The 18,626-nt window shown below is 53.5% G+C and carries 11 protein-coding genes; 9 read left to right on the forward strand and 2 right to left on the reverse strand.

What is annotated here, in order from left to right; genetic code table 11:
- Positions 1–11 precede the first annotated feature (11 nt).
- The 4 genes from glgC (at position 12) to C5523_RS01810 (ending at position 6,942) form a co-directional block, all read left to right on the forward strand.
- Positions 12–1,298 carry a glucose-1-phosphate adenylyltransferase gene (glgC, locus tag C5523_RS01795; RefSeq protein ID WP_041851359.1) on the forward strand — a complete coding sequence of 429 codons (1,287 nt, stop codon included), beginning with the start codon at positions 12–14 and terminating at the stop codon, positions 1,296–1,298.
- Between the two features lie 91 nt (positions 1,299–1,389).
- Positions 1,390–2,823 (forward strand): glycogen synthase GlgA, encoded by a 1,434-nt coding sequence (gene glgA / locus C5523_RS01800; RefSeq protein WP_041851360.1) that lies wholly within the window; start codon positions 1,390–1,392, stop codon positions 2,821–2,823.
- A gap of 19 nt (positions 2,824–2,842) precedes the next feature.
- The gene (gene glgP, locus C5523_RS01805) at positions 2,843–5,290 is read left to right on the forward strand and encodes a glycogen phosphorylase (protein ID WP_041851361.1); all 2,448 of its coding nucleotides are present in this window, start codon (positions 2,843–2,845) and stop codon (positions 5,288–5,290) included.
- Between the two features lie 131 nt (positions 5,291–5,421).
- Complete coding sequence (locus C5523_RS01810; RefSeq protein WP_108700516.1) at positions 5,422–6,942, forward strand: PstS family phosphate ABC transporter substrate-binding protein; 1,521 nt, start codon at positions 5,422–5,424, stop codon at positions 6,940–6,942.
- A 49-nt stretch (positions 6,943–6,991) separates the two neighbouring features.
- Here the strand turns inward: C5523_RS01810 and glpD are convergent, their stop codons facing one another.
- Positions 6,992–8,497, reverse strand: coding sequence for a glycerol-3-phosphate dehydrogenase (gene glpD, locus C5523_RS01815; protein ID WP_108700517.1), 1,506 nt, complete (start codon positions 8,495–8,497; stop codon positions 6,992–6,994).
- A gap of 241 nt (positions 8,498–8,738) precedes the next feature.
- Here glpD and glpE point away from each other — a divergent pair, with 241 nt between their 5' ends.
- The 3 genes from glpE to C5523_RS01830 are packed head-to-tail and all read left to right on the forward strand — an operon-like array spanning position 8,739 to position 10,734.
- Complete coding sequence (gene glpE, locus C5523_RS01820) at positions 8,739–9,068, forward strand: thiosulfate sulfurtransferase GlpE (RefSeq protein WP_041851364.1); 330 nt, start codon at positions 8,739–8,741, stop codon at positions 9,066–9,068.
- 59 nt (positions 9,069–9,127) lie between these two features.
- Entirely contained in the window at positions 9,128–9,958 is an 831-nt protein-coding gene (gene glpG / locus C5523_RS01825; protein WP_108700518.1) for a rhomboid family intramembrane serine protease GlpG, read from the forward strand.
- Between the two features lie 17 nt (positions 9,959–9,975).
- Positions 9,976–10,734 carry a DeoR/GlpR family transcriptional regulator gene (locus C5523_RS01830; protein ID WP_041851366.1) on the forward strand — a complete coding sequence of 253 codons (759 nt, stop codon included), beginning with the start codon at positions 9,976–9,978 and terminating at the stop codon, positions 10,732–10,734.
- 40 nt (positions 10,735–10,774) lie between these two features.
- Here C5523_RS01830 and malT read toward each other — a convergent pair whose 3' ends face one another.
- Complete coding sequence (malT, locus tag C5523_RS01835; RefSeq protein ID WP_041851367.1) at positions 10,775–13,480, reverse strand: HTH-type transcriptional regulator MalT; 2,706 nt, start codon at positions 13,478–13,480, stop codon at positions 10,775–10,777.
- A gap of 641 nt (positions 13,481–14,121) precedes the next feature.
- Here malT and malP point away from each other — a divergent pair.
- Together malP and malQ are read left to right on the forward strand one after the other, a co-directional pair.
- Entirely contained in the window at positions 14,122–16,515 is a 2,394-nt protein-coding gene (malP, locus tag C5523_RS01840) for a maltodextrin phosphorylase (protein WP_108700519.1), read from the forward strand.
- 9 nt (positions 16,516–16,524) lie between these two features.
- Positions 16,525–18,612 (forward strand): 4-alpha-glucanotransferase, encoded by a 2,088-nt coding sequence (malQ, locus tag C5523_RS01845; protein ID WP_071194951.1) that lies wholly within the window; start codon positions 16,525–16,527, stop codon positions 18,610–18,612.
- Positions 18,613–18,626 lie beyond the last annotated feature (14 nt).

Here is an 18,626-nt window from a genome sequence, read left to right on the forward strand (position 1 = left end):
AGGAGTTAGTCATGGTTAGATTAGATAAGAACGATCCCTTAATGTTAGCGCGCCAGCTGCCATTAAAATCTGTAGCCCTGATACTTGCGGGAGGGCGCGGGACCCGCCTTAAAGATTTGACAAAAAAACGCGCCAAACCCGCGGTTCACTTCGGCGGTAAGTTCCGTATTATCGATTTCGCATTATCCAACTGCATTAACTCCGGTATTCGTCGTATTGGTGTGATCACGCAGTATCAATCCCACACGCTGGTGCAGCATATTCAGCGTGGCTGGTCCTTCTTCAACGAAGAGATGAACGAATTTGTCGATCTGCTACCTGCGCAGCAGCGTGTGCATGGCGAGAGCTGGTATCGCGGCACCGCCGATGCGGTCACGCAGAACCTCGACATCATTCGCCGCTATGGTGCGGAATACATCGTCATTCTGGCCGGTGACCATATCTATAAGCAGGACTATTCACGCATGCTTATTGATCATGTCGAAAAAGGTGCGCGTTGCACCGTGGCCTGTCTGCCGGTGCCCATCGAAGAGGCAAGCGCGTTTGGCGTTATGGCTGTGGATGAAAACGACAAAGTTATCGAGTTCGTTGAAAAACCCGCCAGCCCGCCTTCTATGCCTAATGACAGCACGAAATCGCTCGCCAGCATGGGGATATATGTTTTCGATGCTGAGTACCTTTACGAGTTGCTTGAACAAGACGACAAGAATGAAAACTCCAGTCACGATTTCGGCAAAGATATCATCCCGCTGATAACCAAGTCTGGCATGGCTTATGCACATCCCTTCCCATTATCCTGTGTGCATTCGGACCCTGACTCAGAACCCTACTGGCGTGACGTAGGAACCCTCGAAGCGTACTGGAAAGCAAACCTCGATCTCGCATCAGTTGTACCTGAACTGGACATGTATGACCGTAACTGGCCAATACGTACCTATAATGAATCTTTACCACCGGCGAAATTTGTTCAGGACAGATCGGGAAGTCACGGTATGACACTGAACTCACTGGTTTCTGGTGGATGTGTGATATCCGGATCGGTAGTGGTGCAATCGGTATTGTTCTCACGGGTACGTGTGAATTCGTTCTGCAATATCGACTCTGCTGTTCTTTTACCGGAGGTCTGGGTCGGACGCTCCTGTCGCTTGCGGCGTTGCGTTATTGACCGGGCCTGTGTCATCCCGGAAGGGACGATCATTGGTGAAAACGCAGAAGAGGATGCCCGTCGGTTCTACCGCTCCGAAGAGGGCATCGTACTGGTGACGCGCGAAATGCTGCGTAAATTGCAACAAGAGTAACAGCATCGAGATAACCTTGCGCGGAAGGGGTCCGCGCGCTGTTTTTCCCGCTAGCGCCCGCTAAGTGTTAGCGGTTTTGACAGGAGCGATAATGCAGGTTTTACATGTATGTTCTGAGATGTTTCCGTTGCTGAAGACCGGTGGTCTGGCTGATGTTATTGGCGCATTGCCTGCGGCGCAAATTGCCGATGGCGTTGATACGCGCGTTTTGCTGCCTGCATTCCCGGATGTTCGTCGCGGCGTGACTGATGCTCAAGTGGTCTCGCGGCGGGATACATTTGCTGGTCGTATTTCATTGCTGTTCGGACATTTCAACGGGGTGGGGATCTACTTAATTGATGCGCCGCATCTTTACGATCGTCCCGGGAGCCCGTATCACGATACCAATCTTTTTGCTTATACCGATAACGTTCTGCGTTTTGCCTTGCTTGGCTGGGTCGGCGCAGAGATGGCCAGCGGGCTGGACCCGTTCTGGCGGCCCGATATCGTCCATGCCCACGACTGGCATGCAGGGCTGGCGCCCGCTTATCTGGCGGCGAAGGGGAGACCGGCGAAGTCTGTGTTCACGGTACATAACCTGGCTTATCAGGGGATGTATTACGCGCAACATATGAGTGAAATACAGTTGCCATCGTCGTTCTTTAATATGCATGGGCTGGAATTCAACGGACAGATCTCTTTCCTGAAAGCCGGTCTCTATTACGCCGATCATATTACGGCGGTCAGCCCAACCTACGCTCGCGAAATTACCGAGCCGCAGTTTGCCTACGGCATGGAGGGGCTGCTGCGTCAGCGGCAAGTTGAAGGGCGCCTGTCCGGTATTCTGAACGGCGTGGATGAAAAAATTTGGGATCCGGCAACAGACCTGCTGCTTTCATCGCGTTATACGCGGGATACGCTGGAGGAAAAAGCGGAGAACAAACGCCAGCTACAGATCGCCATGGGGCTGAAAGTGAACGACAAAGCGCCGCTTTTTGCGGTAGTGAGTCGCTTAACCAGCCAGAAAGGATTGGATTTGGTGCTGGAGGCATTACCCGGTTTGCTGGAGCAAGGCGGGCAACTGGCGCTACTTGGCGCGGGCGATCCGGTTCTGCAGGAAGGTTTCCTTGCGGCGGCGGCGGAACATCCTGGGCAAGTCGGCGTGCAAATTGGGTATCACGAGGCGTTTTCACATCGCATTATGGGCGGGGCGGATGTCATCCTGGTTCCGAGCCGTTTTGAGCCGTGTGGGTTAACGCAACTTTATGGATTGAAGTACGGCACGTTGCCGTTAGTTCGTCGCACGGGCGGGCTGGCGGATACCGTGACCGATAGCTCATTGGAGAATTTGGCAGATGGAATCGCCAGTGGTTTTGTATTTGAAGACAGTAATGCCTGGTCGCTGCTTCGCGCGATTCGGCGTGCTTTCGTGTTGTGGTCCCGTCCCTCTCTCTGGCGTTTTGTTCAGCGCCAGGCGATGGGCATGGATTTTAGCTGGCAGGTCGCCGCGCAATCCTATCGCGATCTTTACTATCGGTTGAAATAGTTTTCCAGGAATCACTTGTATGAATGCACCTTTTACATATGCATCACCCACATTGAGCATCGAAGCGCTAAAACATTCGATCGCCTACAAGCTGATGTTTACCATTGGTAAAGATCCGGTCATCGCCAACAAACATGAGTGGCTGAACGCCACGCTGTTTGCGGTGCGTGACCGCCTGGTAGAACGCTGGTTACGTTCCAACCGTGCACAGCTCTCTCAGGAAATGCGCCAGGTTTACTACCTGTCGATGGAATTTTTGATTGGCCGCACCCTTTCCAACGCTTTGTTGTCATTAGGTATTTATGACGATGTCAAAAACGCTCTGGAAGAGATGGGGCTGGATCTGGAAGAGCTGATTGACGAAGAAAACGACCCAGGATTGGGTAACGGGGGGTTAGGGCGTCTTGCGGCCTGCTTCCTGGATTCTCTGGCAACGCTGGCGCTGCCTGGACGCGGTTATGGTATTCGCTACGACTACGGCATGTTCAAGCAGAACATTGTTGATGGCCGGCAAAAAGAGTCCCCGGATTACTGGCTGGAATACGGTAACCCATGGGAATTCAAACGCCATAACACCCGCTACAAAGTGCGTTTTGGCGGGCGCGTCCAGCAGGAAGGCAAAAAGTCTAACTGGCTGGAGACCGAAGAGATTTTGGCCGTGGCCTACGACCAAATTATTCCTGGCTACGATACCGATGCGACCAACACCCTGCGGTTGTGGAATGCGCAGGCGAGTAGCGAAATCAACCTGGGTAAATTTAACCAGGGTGACTATTTTGCGGCGGTGGAAGATAAAAACCACTCCGAAAACGTATCTCGCGTGCTCTATCCGGATGACTCGACCTATTCTGGCCGGGAGTTGCGCCTGCGTCAGGAGTACTTCCTGGTGTCGGCAACCGTTCAGGATATTTTGAGCCGCCATTACCAGCTCCACAAAACCTACGCCAATCTGGCGGAGAAAACCGCGATTCACCTGAACGATACCCACCCGGTATTGTCGATCCCTGAGTTGATGCGTCTGCTGATTGATGAGCATAAATTCTCATGGGATGAAGCGTTCGAGGTGACCTGCCAGGTGTTCTCCTACACCAACCACACGCTGATGAGCGAAGCGCTGGAAACCTGGCCGATTGATATGCTTGGTAAGATCCTGCCGCGCCACCTGCAAATCATCTTTGAAATTAATGACTACTTCCTGAAAACCATTCAGGAACAGTACCCTAACGATATTGGCCTGCTGAGTCGTGTGTCGATTATCGATGAGTCGAACGGGCGTCGCGTGCGCATGGCGTGGCTGGCCGTGGTGGTGAGCCATAAAGTGAATGGCGTGTCTGAATTGCACTCCAACCTGATGGTGCAGTCCCTGTTTGCCGATTTCGCCAACATTTTCCCGATGCGCTTTACGAACGTGACCAACGGTGTCACACCGCGTCGCTGGCTGGCGCTGGCGAACCCGCCGTTGTCAGGCGTGCTGGATGAGAATATTGGCCGCACCTGGCGTACCGATCTGAGCCAGCTCAGCGAGCTGGAACAGCATATCGACTACCCGACGGTGAACCAGGCGATTCGCCATGCCAAGCTGGAGAACAAAAAGCGTCTGGCAGCGGTAATAGGCCAGCAGCTTAATGTGGTGGTCAACCCGAAAGCGCTCTTCGATGTGCAGATCAAACGTATCCACGAATATAAGCGTCAGTTGATGAATGTGCTGCACGTGATCACCCGCTACAACCGTATCAAAGCAGATCCAACCGCAGAGTGGGTACCACGCGTCAATATCTTCGCCGGTAAAGCGGCGTCGGCGTACTACATGGCGAAGCACATCATTCACCTTATCAATGATGTGGCGGCGGTGATCAATAACGATCCGCAGATTGGCGATAAGCTGAAAGTGGTCTTTATTCCCAACTACAGCGTAAGTCTCGCGCAGGTGATCATTCCGGCGGCGGATCTTTCTGAGCAGATCTCGCTGGCAGGGACGGAAGCGTCCGGCACCAGTAACATGAAGTTTGCCCTCAATGGCGCGTTGACCATCGGTACGCTGGACGGTGCGAACGTAGAAATGCTTGAGCATGTGGGGGCGGATAACATCTTCATTTTTGGTAATACCGCCGAAGAAGTTGAAGAGCTGCGCCGTAAAGGCTATTCGCCGCGTGAATACTACGAAAAAGATGAGGAGCTGCATCAGGTACTGACGCAAATTGCGACCGGCCTGTTCAGCCCGAATGAGCCGGGTCGTTATCGCGATCTCGTGGATTCGCTGATTAACTTTGGCGACCATTATCAGGTACTGGCCGATTTCCGCAGCTACGTTGACTGTCAGGACAAAGTAGACGAGCTCTATCGTAACCCGGAAGAGTGGACCATGAAGGCGATGCACAACATCGCTAATATGGGCTACTTCTCATCTGACCGAACGATTCAGGAGTATGCCGAGCAGATCTGGCATATCGATCCGGTACGCCTGTAAGTCACCTTCGTTTTCGCCATAAATATCTCACGGAGCCCCAGGGCTCCGTTTTTTTTCAGAATATGCAGGGGGATGAGCTGCCAGGCCGCGCCTTTATAATTGGCCGACAAACAAGGATGAGGTGGCAGGATATGGGATTCGGATGGTGGGTAAGATCGCTTTTATTGATGTTTATTGGCGTTCCGTTGTTAGCACATGGCGCGGCGGCGGCGTGCTTATTTGTCCAGGAGTTACTTAAAAAAGCACTTATTGCGCTGGATCTTTCACGCTCATTTGCGAACGGTGATATCGCCACATGCGTGTTTTACGCATTGGGTGGCGTCATGATGTTTCTTATGGGTTGGCTGTGGGCGCGCTTTACCCAACCGAAAGAGAACAATGCCTTACGCCAGAGTTTGTTACTGCTGCCTGCGCTGCTCGTATTGCTGTGCTGGATAGTCATTATGCAGCGGTCTGGCCTGGGCTTTAGCAGCCGCTGGTTCGGGATAATGTTTAAACTCGGTCTACCCTGGATGGGCATTAACCTTATTGCGCTGTTAACCGGCTGGTTTTGGGCGATGGTGATTATCCCGGTGGGTACCCAGGCCTGCTTTACCCTCGGCTGTTACTGGCGTCATCGCTACGCGCCCGATTCTCGCGCCTCGCTTTGCTTGCGAAATCTGCTGGTGTTAGCGCTGATTATATTGAGTCTGGTGGCCTGCTGGCAGGCGGCGTTACGACAGAAAAAATTCCCTCGGGTAACAAGTGAGCATGCCGTCAGTGAATCTCTTGATCGCTGGGATTATTACCCCGACAGGCCCAATAACAAACTCACGGCGTTGCGCGGTGCCGCTCCTTTTACCTTCGCGGACAAACACCCACGCCTTGATGGTGCGACCGCAGCCTACCCGCTATACGCCTCGGCCTTCTTTGCGCTGAACCGTTTCCCGGACGACATGACCTCTTATGGTATTCAGGCCTGCTGCCTGTCCCTGTCACGCACGCCAGACGCCTATAAAAATATTATTGCCGATAAAGCCGATATCATCTTTGTCGCCCAACCTTCTGAGGGGCAGAAAAAGCGGGCACAGGCGGCGAACGTCAATCTGACCTACACGCCGTTTGCTCGTGAAGCCTTTGTGTTCATTACACATGCCGATAACCCTGTCGACAGTCTGACTCAGCAGCAGGTGCGCGACATTTTCAGTGGCAAAACGACACGCTGGAGCGACGTGGGCGGTGACGCGCGTGATATCGAAGTCTGGCAACGGCCGGAAGATTCCGGAAGTCAGTCCACGATGCTGGCGAAAGTGATGAAAGAGACGCCCATGCTGCCGCCAAAAGAGACCGAAGTGGCGAGGGGAATGGGGGGCGTGATCCGTAAAGTGGCTGAGTACCAAAACAACAAAGGGGCAATCGGTTACACCTTCCGCTACTATGCCACGAAGATGAATGCCAATGCGGGTATCAAGTTATTAGCCATCAATGGCGTCGCGCCGACGAAAGAGAACATTCGTAACGAGACATACCCTTTCGTTGTGGATGTTTACATGGTGACGCGTGAAAACCCAACGGCGGAAACGCAAAAGCTGGTGGCGTGGTTTTTAAGCCCGCAGGGGCAGGCGCTGGTGGAGGATGTGGGGTACGTGCCGTTGCACAGTCCGGCAAACTAGCATCTCTAAAAGGCCCCCGCTGAAAGCGCGTCAGCGGGGGCATTCAAGATTAAGAGGCCAGCGATAATTCCGCTTTGCTGTGGCGGGTCAGCCACTGCGCCACACGGGATTGCTCCTCGGCATTGAGCCACATGCCCAGTTTGGTACGACGCCAGATAGCATCGTCCAGACGGCGCACCCATTCGTGCTCAACAAGGTAACGCAGTTCGGCTTCGTAAAGCTCATGGCCGAAATGCTCGCCCAGGTCTTCAATTGAGCCTGCCTGCCCCAGAATCAGCTCGCTGTTGCTGCCGTAAGTCCGGGCATAATGGCGGGCCAGCGACTCGGTAATGAACGGGTAACGACGACGCAGTTTCGCGGCATAGTCATCGCGATCGCCCCCCAGATCCCCGCCAGGCAATACACAGTTTTTGGTCCAGGCCGGGCCGATACCTTCATAGTAGGAGGCCAATTTTTCCATCGCATGTTCAGCCAGCTTGCGGTAGGTCGTAAGCTTGCCGCCAAAGACGGACAGCAGCGGCGCTTTACCGTCCTGATCGTGAATATCCAGCGTGTAGTCGCGAGTGATTGCCTGTGGAGAGTCGGACTCATCGTCACACAGCGGGCGCACGCCGGAGTAAGTCCAGACAATGTCATTGCGCGTCAGTTGCTTTTTAAAGTGCGCGTTATAGACCTTCAACAGGTAATTCACTTCACTTTCGTCGATTTCGACGTTTTTCGGGTCGCCTTTATATTCCACATCGGTTGTACCAATGATGGAAAACTCATCCATCCACGGGATCACGAAGACGATACGTTTATCTTCGTTTTGCAGAATATAGGCCTGTTTCTGTGAATGAACGCGTGGCACCACGATATGGCTGCCTTTGATCAGACGAATGCCATACGGAGACGGCAAATGCATCCCGTCATCAAAGAACTGTTTAACCCATGGGCCGGTGGCATTGACCAGACCGCGTGCTTGCCAGCTAAATTTTTCCCCGGTGTCGATATCTTCCGCTTCAACAATCCACAAACCGTTTTCACGTTTTGCTGAGACAGCGCGCGTACGGGTACGCACTTCGCCGCCTTTTTTCACAACCATCTGCGCATTCGCCAGGACCATACGGGCATCATCGACCCAACAGTCAGAATATTCGAAACCGCGCACGATTTCAGGTTTGAGGACCGATTCTGAGCCAAAACGCAAACTTTGCGATCCGGGTAAACTGGTGCGTTTACCCAGGTTGTCGTACATAAAAAGACCGATACGGATCATCCATGCCGGACGTAAGTGCGGGCGATGCGGTAAGCGGAAACGCATCGGAAAGGCGATGTGCGGTGCCATTTTTAACAGCACTTCGCGCTCGGCCAGCGCCTCGCTAACCAGCCGAAACTCATAGTGTTCAAGGTAGCGCAGGCCACCGTGAATCAATTTTGAGCTGGCGCTGGAAGTTGCGCAAGCTAAGTCCTGGGCTTCCAGCATCAGCACGGATAAACCTCGCCCGGCGGCGTCTGCCGCGATACCGGCACCGTTGATGCCCCCGCCAATAACGATCAGATCTTTGGTTTCCATGCTGCCCTCACGCGCTTTCGTTAAAGCTCACAAATGTTCGATATCGCTCATAATAGCAAAAGATCGCGCTTTTGGTAACATCAGAAAAACAATTTAGAGTGATATACATAACATAATGGTGTTTCTCCGCCTGGAGGACGTACACTAAGCGGTAAACTTATGTTGCCTGTTTTTTCCTCCCTGAACGTGTGGAAAGGAAGCAGGCGTACCACCTGCCATACGAAAAAGAAAAGAGATCAGAATGGATCAATTTGTCTGTATTAATGTTGAAGAGGCCCACCAGAAACTGCAGCTTAAGCAGGCGGTAATGGTTGATATTCGTGACCCACAAAGCTATGCGATTGGCCACACGCCGGGCGCTTTTCATTTAACAAACGACACCCTCGGTGCGTTTATGCGCGAAACCGACTTCGATACCCCGGTGATGGTGATGTGCTATCACGGCAATAGCAGTAAAGGCGCGGCGCAATACCTGCTCCAGCAAGGCTATGATGCGGTATTCAGTGTTGATGGCGGCTTTGATGCCTGGCACCGTCACTTTCCAGCGGAAGTCGAGCAGGGATCCCTTTAGAGAGTGAAGACTCTGCCGCTATACTGTGCTCTTTTCCAGGGACAAAGCGACCGCCTGCCATGTTGATGATTACATCATTTACCAATCCGCGTATCGCCCAGGCGTTTGTTGATTACATGCAAACCCAGGGCGTCATTCTTACCATTCAACGCCACTCACAATGCGATATCTGGCTGGCGGACGAAAGCCAGGCAGAGCGCGTGAAAGCTGAACTGGCGCGTTTTCTGGAAAACCCCACCGATCCGCGTTATCTCGCCGCAAGCTGGCAATCCGGCGAGACGGGTAGTGGTCTGCAGTACCGTGGTTTTACCCTGCGCGCGGCGCTGAGGGAACGGGGTGGGCCAATGACTCTCTCTGTCTTCGCGGCCTGCGTCCTGGTCTTTATTCTGATGAATCTGTATAGCGATCAGGATGTGATGGTCTGGCTTGCCTGGCCCTACGATGCTTCGGTGCAATTTGAAGCCTGGCGTTATTTTAGCCATGCGCTAATGCACTTTTCGCTGGTTCATATCATCTTTAACCTGTTCTGGTGGTGGTATCTTGGCGGAGCGGTGGAAAAACGCCTGGGAAGCGGCAAGCTGGTGGTAATCACCCTTATCAGCGCGTTACTGAGCGGCTTTTTACAGTACAAACTGGCTGGCCCGTGGTTTGGCGGTTTGTCAGGTGTGGTCTATGCATTGATTGGTTATGTGTGGCTACGTGGTGAGCTGGACCCGCAACGCCCGGTCTGGCTACCTCGTGGACTGGCTATTTTTACGGTCGTGTTACTGATTGCTGACTGGTTTGGCATCTCAGCAGTGGATACGGCTATCGGCGCACACACCGGCGGGCTGTTGATTGGCCTTGCGATGGCGCTGGTAGATACATTGAATGCGCGAAAACGAACATAATTATCCAGAGACATTTCATGAAACAAACACAACGTCATGACGCGATCATTGAACTGGTTAAACAGCAGGGATATGTCAGCACGGAAGAACTGGTAGAGCAATTCTCGGTAAGTCCGCAGACTATTCGCCGCGATCTGAACGATCTGGCCGATCAAAACAAAATCCTGCGCCACCATGGGGGGGCCGCGCTACCTTCCAGCTCCGTCAATACCTCCTGGCACGATCGTAAGGCGACGCAAACGGCAGAGAAAGAACGCATTGCCCGTAAAGTGGCCAGTCAGATCCCAAACGGCGCAACGTTGTTTATTGATATTGGCACCACCCCGGAAGCCGTGGCGCACGCGCTGCTCGATCACAGCGATTTACGCGTGGTGACGAACAACCTCAACGTGGCGAACACGCTGCTGAAAAAAGAAGATTTTCGCGTCATCCTCGCTGGCGGTGAGTTGCGTAGCCGTGACGGTGGGATTGTTGGCGAAGCCACGCTGGACTTTATTTCTCAGTTCCGTCTGGACTTCGGCATTCTTGGCATCAGCGGCATTGACGCTGATGGTTCGCTGCTGGAGTTTGACTATCATGAAGTGCGCACCAAACGGGCGATCATTGAAAACTCGCGCCATGCGATGTTGGTGGTGGATCACTCGAAGTTTGGACGCAACGCGATGGTCAACATGGGCAGTATCAGTATGGTCAATGCCGTTTACACCGACATCATGCCACCCGCTGGCGTCATGCAGGTGATCACCAGTAATAACGTCCAGTTAGAGTTATGCTAAGCAGTCGCGTCGGGCGGCGTTGCGCAGCCCGACCTGATACTCAGACACCGTACCCCATCATTTTCAGCAGCCGCTGGGCATGCAATACGGCATCCTGACGGTGGGCAACCCCCAGCTTCTGATACAAATTACGGATATGCGTTTTAATGGTGGTCGCCGCCACGGCGAGTTCACCGGCGATCTGCTCATTGCTGTAGCCTGAGTAGATAAGCCCTAATACCTGCCACTCTCGCTGGGTTAGCGGACTGGTGCGGATCAACTCCGGCACTTCCGGATGGTTCAGCAAGCGTTCAACGAAGCTCTCGTCAAAATGGGCGAACTTATGCCGGTGATGCTGGTTGATGTCACGCAGAATACGCTGCGCGCGGTGCTGGTCCAGTTCCGGCAGTGTATTGAGTTGAATAAGCTGACGCAGTTGCTGCGCCATGGCCTCGCCCTCAATAACAAAGTGGCTGATAAACCCGGTGCGGTTGGCCAGTTGCAGTGCCTCAAGCAGCACGCGCTGTGCGTCGTTTTTACGCCCGGACTGCCAGTACAACTGATTCAGTAACAGCAGGTTGCGGTTCAAATCACTCATCAGGCGCAAGCTGCGGGCATTCTCGTTGAGCTCTTCAAGCACCATTTCAGCCGGGTCGAAATCGCCAAGCAGAATTTGCGCTCTGGCGATATTGCGCCACTGCCCTTGCAGGAAGTGGTTATTGGCGAATTCGGGTTTAGGCGTCTGGCGAAGCCACTGCTCTGCTGATTTACGATCGCCCGTCATGTTCCAGTAAATCACCCGGACTTTATCGGCGTTCGACACCCAGTCGCTGTGATACTGGCCGTTACCCAGCAAGTTCTCCAGACGGTGTAAATGCGCGCGAGCATTATCCAGGTCACCGCGAGCCAGCGAATTTTGAATCACCAGCGCCAGACACTGTAACTGTTGCTGCGGCTGGAAGGAGGCGAGAACCTCCATCCCCTGGCGAGCGGCGGCTTCAGATTCGTCAAGACGCGCCCAGGCCCAGAGTAATTGCGAACGAATGCGCAGTAAGAACTCGTGCATCGGCAACTGCTCAAGATGCTGTTCGCGCACCAGAACAAAGCCTTTTTCCTGAGTCTCCCAGGCAGCCTGCAAGAACCCTTGTGCAAACAGAATTTCGCTCTGCTGAATCAGGCTCCACAAGGCGTAATGCCACACGTCATGGCGGCGCGCCATCTGCTCGGTTTGCTGCATCAACGCCAGCGAGTTGGTCAGTTGCCCTTTGCAGTGCAGCACTTCACCGTGTACCGACGTGGCGACAATACGGCTGTAGTAATTGGCAAGCGGCAGTTCATCGAGCGCCACCATCGCCAGGCGTTCCGCTTCGGCGGCGTCGCCATCATTGATCGCGACCTGCGCGCGCAATGCGTTGAAATCACCGTGCAGGGAGGCGTCCATTTGGGTGGTCATCTCCTGTTCGGCACGGGCCAGCAAGGTATTCACTTCGCTGTAGCGATGCTGGCTTTGCATCAGCCAGGCCTGTAGCAGCACCAGGCGCGGGTTCTCCAGGAGGCTCTCCCACGGTAGCGCTTTCAGCGAGGCTTCCAGCAGGCTGAGTTCGCTATGGTTGAATAAGCCCCAGGCGTGATGCAGCAGAATGTCACGTAACATAATGCCGTCGCCCGCCGCCAGCGCGTGGTGGATGGCTTCGCTGGGGAATCCCTGTGCCATCCAGCTTTCCGCCGCCGCGCGATGAATTTCCGGTAGTTCAGTCGCCAGTTCCCACTGGCAGCGCTGGCGCAGGAAATTGCCGAACAGCGGGTGGTAGCTGAACCATTCGCCGGAGTCATCCATGCGCTGCAGGAATAACCCCTGGCGCTCAATTTCTTCCAGCCGCATCTGACCATTTTCTTCGCCGGTGACACGGACAATCAGCGCATCGTTCATCGAGCGCAATAGCGAGCTTTTCAGTAAGAACAGACGCGTGCTGGCATCGACATTATCCAGCACCTCATCCACCAGATAATCGGACAGATGGCTGGCGTTGATCCCCGCCAGACGACGAGCGGATTGCTGCGCGGCACTGTGATTCTGGCGTACGGAAAGGGCAATGAGTTGGAGCGCGGTGGCCCAGCCGGCAACGTCATCACACAGACGGCTGCTCTCTGCCGCTTCGATGGGGGAAGTCAGGCGGCAATCAAAAAATTGCTTCGCTTCCTGATGATTAAAGGCCAGTTGGTGGCTGCCGATCTCCAGCAGTTGTTCACGTACGCGCAGATTGGCAATGCCTAACTGCGGTAAATTGCGCGACAGCACAATCAGCGTCAGGTTTTCCGGCTGATGGCGCAAGAAGAAACGCATGGCTTCATGAATCACCGGGTTGGTGATGAGGTGGTAGTCATCTATCACCAGATAGAGCGCGCGTTGCCACTCTGCCAGCTCAATAAACAACTGAGCAAAGAGGGAGGAGAGGCTGGCGTACTGGCGTTTTTGCGCCATTGCCTCACTGGTGACGCAATGCCCACCCGTGGCCTGTTGAATAGCAGCAATGAAATAGCTGGCAAAACGTTCCTGCTGGTTGTCGCCTTCATCCAGCGAAAACCAGCCCACGTCATTTTTACCGGAAGCCCATTGGGAAATGAGCGTTGTTTTTCCGTACCCAGCAGGGCTAGTGATCAGCGCAAGCCGAAAATTGTTCGCGCCGGAAAGTTTAGCCAACAGACGCTCACGAACGACAGTATGGTCGAGGCGTACCGGGCGACTTAATTTAGACGGAATCAACATAGTTATCACTTCACTGTGAGGACAAAGGGGAAAAACGATTTTTTTTGCGCTTCGTAATTAATATAAATAAGGTCGGATAAATTCCGAATTATTGCAAGTTATGTCCGGATCTGACGATTGTGAATTTGCACTATGTCACATTTCTATTTGAGTTGCGAAAAAAGAGACAGCACCCGTGGCGAAAGGGTATGCAGCCCGATTTGCAGCAAAACGCGTCAAAATAAGGCGAAATAGTTTTGCATCTTTTGGGGGCTTTGGTGAAATATTTCCCAAAACGGCGAGGTAATCGCACAAATAGCAAAAGGCGAAATTATCATTTAAGAAAATATTATTTACTCAAATTATGTTGATGCCGCGAGTGATAATTTCCCTGAAACAATATTTCAATTCTTTGACATTCTCCCCCCGTTATCCCCACGGTAAGTGAACGACGCATCGCCGTGTTTTTTCCTCCCGCTTGAAACAGTAAATGCTTGAAGAATGCTTAAAAAAACAGCTAACTTTAGGTGGCAGAGATCACACTTTTCGCTCATCCCTGCTGCTCCTCCCCGTTGAATCCCTGGCAGGATGAGGAAGTCGTTTCATGAGCCTGGCACACTAGCGCTAACGTTGTTTTTTCAATTACAGGATCCGAATTCTCTATGTCAAAGCCCACGTTTAACAAAGCGCAATTTGAGGCGGCCCTGACGCGTCAGTGGCAACATTTTGGTTTGCACACAGCCCAGGAGATGACATCTCGCCAGTGGTGGCAGGCCGTTAGCGGCGCGCTGGCAGAATTGCTGGTGGCACAACCGCTGGCTAAACCGGCGAAAAACCAGCGTCATGTAAACTACATTTCAATGGAATTTCTGATTGGCCGCCTGACAGGTAACAACTTGCTCAACCTTGGTTGGTATCAAGAGGTGAGCGATATTCTGCAGGAAAGCGGTATCAATCTGAGCGATCTGCTGGAAGAAGAGACCGACCCTGCGCTGGGTAACGGTGGGTTAGGGCGTCTGGCGGCGTGCTTCCTGGACTCGATGGCAACGGTAGGCCAGTCTGCCACCGGCTATGGCCTGAACTATCAGTATGGCTTGTTCCGTCAGTCTTTTGACGATGGTCAGCAGAAAGAGGCGCCGGATGACTGGCAGCGTCGCAGCTACCCCTGGTTTAGCCATAATGCGCAATTGAACGTGCAGGTGGGCATTGGCGGTAAAGTGAGTAAAGACGGTCACTGGACGCCGGAATTTACGATTGTCGGCGAAGCCTGGGATTTACCGGTACTGGGTTATCGTAACGGCGTAGCGCAGCCGCTGCGATTGTGGCAGGCGACCCATGCGCACCCGTTCGATCTGACCAAATTCAACGACGGTGATTTCCTGCGTGCCGAGCAGCAGGGTATCGATGCAGAAAAACTGACCAAGGTGCTCTACCCGAATGACAACCACCAGGCGGGCAAGAAGCTGCGTCTGATGCAGCAATATTTCCAGTGTGCCTGCTCCGTGGCGGACATTTTGCGTCGTCATCACCTGGCCGGGCGCAAAATTGCCCAGTTGCCGGACTTTGAAGTTATCCAGCTTAACGATACGCATCCGACCATTGCGATCCCGGAAATGTTGCGCGTGCTGATTGATGAACATCAATTGAGCTGGGATGATGCCTGGGCTATTACCAGCAAAACCTTCGCCTACACCAACCATACGCTGATGCCGGAAGCGCTGGAGTGCTGGGATGAAAAACTGGTAAAAGCGCTGCTGCCTCGCCATATGCAAATCATCAAACAGATTAACGATCGCTTTAAGGTACTGGTTGAGCAAACCTGGCCTGGCGATGAGGACGTGTGGGCGAAACTGGCGGTGGTGCACAACAAACAGGTGCGGATGGCCAATATGTGTGTCGTCGGCGGCTTTGCGGTGAACGGCGTTGCGGCACTGCACTCAGATTTAGTCGTCAAAGATCTGTTCCCGGAATATCACCAACTGTGGCCGACGAAATTCCACAATGTCACTAATGGTATTACGCCGCGTCGCTGGATTAAACAGTGCAACCCGGCGCTGGCGGCATTACTGGATAAGTCGCTGAAAAATGAGTGGGCGAACGATCTCGACCAGCTTCTGAATCTGGAAAAATTTGCCGACGACGCGAAATTCCGCGCGCAATATCGCGCTATCAAACAGGAAAATAAGGTGCAGCTTGCGGCGTTTGTCAAAGCGCGTACCGGCATTGAGATCAATCCGCATGCGCTGTTTGATATTCAAATCAAACGTCTGCATGAATATAAACGCCAGCATCTGAACCTGCTGCATATTGTGGCGCTGTATAAAGAGATTCGTGAAAATCCGCAGGCAGACCGCGTACCACGCGTATTCCTCTTCGGTGCGAAAGCCGCGCCGGGCTACTACCTTGCGAAAAATATCATTTACGCCATCAATAAAGTGGCTGCTGTAATCAATAACGATAAGACGGTGGGCGATAAGCTGAAAGTGGTTTTCCTGCCGGATTATTGCGTTTCGGCGGCGGAACGTCTTATCCCGGCGGCAGATGTGTCTGAACAAATTTCTACCGCAGGTAAAGAAGCCTCGGGTACCGGCAATATGAAGCTGGCGCTGAACGGTGCGCTCACCGTCGGTACCCTTGACGGTGCCAACGTGGAGATTGCCGAGCAGGTTGGCGATGAAAACATCTTCATCTTCGGTCATACCGTGGAAGAGGTGAAGGCGTTGAAAGCCAAAGGCTACGATCCGGTGAAATGGCGTAAGAAAGACAAGCTGTTGGATGCGGTGCTCAAAGAACTTGAGAGCGGCAAATACAGCGAGGGCGACAAGCATGCGTTCGACCAGATGCTGCACAGCATCGGTAAGCAGGGCGGCGATCCCTATCTGGTTCTGGCGGATTTCGCCGCCTACGTTGAAGCGCAAAAACGGGTTGATACGCTCTATCGCGATGAAGAAGCCTGGACGAGGGCTACAATATTGAATACCGCACGTTGCGGCATGTTCAGTTCGGATCGTTCGATCCGTGATTACCAAACCCGTATCTGGCAGGCAAAACGCTAAGGAAACGCCATAGTGAGCAAACGTCTTGATAATGCCGCACTGGCGGCGGGAATTAGCCCGGATTACATCAATGCGCATGGCAAACCACAGTCTATTGGTGCGGAAACCAAACGACGTTTGCTTGACGCTATGCACGCTGTTACCGCGACACCTGTCGCGGTAACGCCGGTCCCGAATGTGCTGGTGCATACCCAGGGAAAGAAGAAGTCATTGCCGATTGAGGGAAACGGTACTTTCAATTGGATAATCACCACCGAAGACGGTCAGCAGCATAAAGGCCTGGTCGACGCAGGGAAAAACCTCACCCTGCCAACGAAGTTACCGCAGGGGTATCACACCCTGACGCTGCGGCAAAGTGAGCAGAGCTGGCATTGTCGCTTAATTGTTACCCCAAAGCGCTGCTATGAACCGCAGGCGCTGCTGGAAGGGAAAAAACTCTGGGGGGCGTGTGTACAGCTTTATACCTTGCGTTCTGAGCGTAACTGGGGGATCGGCGATTTTGGCGATCTGAAAGTCATGCTGGGCGAGGTGGGGCAGCGCGGTGGCGCGTTCATCGGCCTGAACCCTATTCACGCCCTCTATCCGGCCAACCCGGAAAGCGCCAGCCCCTACAGCCCTTCATCTCGCCGCTGGCTGAATATCATTTATATCGATGTTAATGCGGTAGAAGATTTTCAGTTGAGCAAAGAGGCGCAGGCGTGGTGGAAACTCCCTACGACGCGCAAGGCGCTGGATGCCGCTCGCGACGCGGAGTTTGTCGATTACGCAGGTGTGACCGCCCTCAAACTGGCGGCATTACGCCTGGCCTGGGTGCAGTTTTCACAGCGTAAAGATGATGACGATTTGCGCGCTGCGTTTCACGCCTTCGTGAAGGAAGAGGGGGAAAGTCTGTACTGGCAGGCGGCATTTGATGCGCTACATGCCAACCAGGTGAAAGAAGATCCGCTACGTTGGGGCTGGCCTGCCTGGCCGGAAGATTTTCAGTCAACCGACAGCCCGGCGGTTAAAGCCTTTTGCGAAAGCCATGCCGATGAAGTGAACTTTTACCTGTGGTTGCAGTGGCTGGCGTATACGCAATTTGCCGAGTGCTGGCAGGAGAGCCAGGGCCACAATATGCCTATTGGGTTGTACCGGGATCTCGCCGTGGGCGTTGCCGAAGGCGGTTCGGAAACCTGGTGCGATCGTGAGTTGTACTGCCTGAAAGCCTCTGTGGGGGCACCGCCGGATATTCTCGGCCCGCTGGGGCAAAACTGGGGATTGCCGCCGATGGACCCGCACATTATTGCCGCGCGCGCTTACGAACCCTTTATTGAGCTGCTGCGCGCCAATATGAAAAGCTGTGGCGCGCTGCGTATCGATCATGTGATGTCGATGCTGCGCCTGTGGTGGATCCCGTATGGCGAAACGGCAGATCACGGGGCGTATGTGCAGTACCCGGTGGACGACCTGTTGTCGATCCTTGCACTGGAAAGTCAGCGTCATCAGTGCATGGTCATTGGCGAAGATTTGGGGACGGTGCCGGTGGAGATCGTCAGCAAGCTGCGCGACAGCGGCGTTTACTCCTACAAAGTCCTCTATTTTGAAAATGACCACGAGAAGCGCTACCGTGCTCCTAAAGCTTACCCGGCACAGTCAATGGCGGTGGCGACCACTCATGATTTGCCGACGCTGCGGGGATACTGGGAAAGTGGTGACCTGACGCTCGGTAAAACGCTGGGTCTGTACCCGGATGAAGTGGTGCTGCGTGGGTTGTATCTCGATCGCGAACTGGCAAAACAGGGGCTGCTGGATGCGCTCCACGCCCATGGTTGTTTGCCAAAACGGGTAGGGCATAAAGCCTCACGTATGCCAATGAGTGCGGTACTTAATCGTGGTATGCAACGCTATATCGCTGACAGCAATAGTGCGTTGCTGGGGCTGCAGCCGGAAGACTGGCTGGATATGGCCGGACCGGTGAACATTCCGGGCACCAGCTACCAGTACAAAAACTGGCGGCGTAAGCTCGCCGTGTCACTGGAAAAAATGTTTGCCGATGAGAATGTCAACAAGCTGATTAAAGACCTGGATAAACGCCGGAAAGCGGCAGGGAAGAAGTAAATAAGTAAATACAA

Origin of the sequence: Phytobacter sp. SCO41, from assembly GCF_003073275.1 — a bacterium.
GTDB classification, from domain to species: Bacteria; Pseudomonadota; Gammaproteobacteria; order Enterobacterales; family Enterobacteriaceae; genus Phytobacter; species Phytobacter diazotrophicus.

Bases quoted from the DNA above. Each gene is read 5' to 3' on its own strand.
- glgC (WP_041851359.1), top strand. From the start codon at position 12: ATGGTTAGATTAGATAAGAACGATCCCTTAATGTTAGCGCGCCAGCTG.
- glgA (WP_041851360.1), top strand. From the start codon at position 1,390: ATGCAGGTTTTACATGTATGTTCTGAGATGTTTCCGTTGCTGAAGACC.
- glgP (WP_041851361.1), top strand. From the start codon at position 2,843: ATGAATGCACCTTTTACATATGCATCACCCACATTGAGCATCGAAGCG.
- C5523_RS01810 (WP_108700516.1), top strand. From the start codon at position 5,422: ATGGGATTCGGATGGTGGGTAAGATCGCTTTTATTGATGTTTATTGGC.
- glpD (WP_108700517.1), bottom strand. From the start codon at position 8,497: ATGGAAACCAAAGATCTGATCGTTATTGGCGGGGGCATCAACGGTGCC.
- glpE (WP_041851364.1), top strand. From the start codon at position 8,739: ATGGATCAATTTGTCTGTATTAATGTTGAAGAGGCCCACCAGAAACTG.
- glpG (WP_108700518.1), top strand. From the start codon at position 9,128: ATGTTGATGATTACATCATTTACCAATCCGCGTATCGCCCAGGCGTTT.
- C5523_RS01830 (WP_041851366.1), top strand. From the start codon at position 9,976: ATGAAACAAACACAACGTCATGACGCGATCATTGAACTGGTTAAACAG.
- malT (WP_041851367.1), bottom strand. From the start codon at position 13,480: ATGTTGATTCCGTCTAAATTAAGTCGCCCGGTACGCCTCGACCATACT.
- malP (WP_108700519.1), top strand. From the start codon at position 14,122: ATGTCAAAGCCCACGTTTAACAAAGCGCAATTTGAGGCGGCCCTGACG.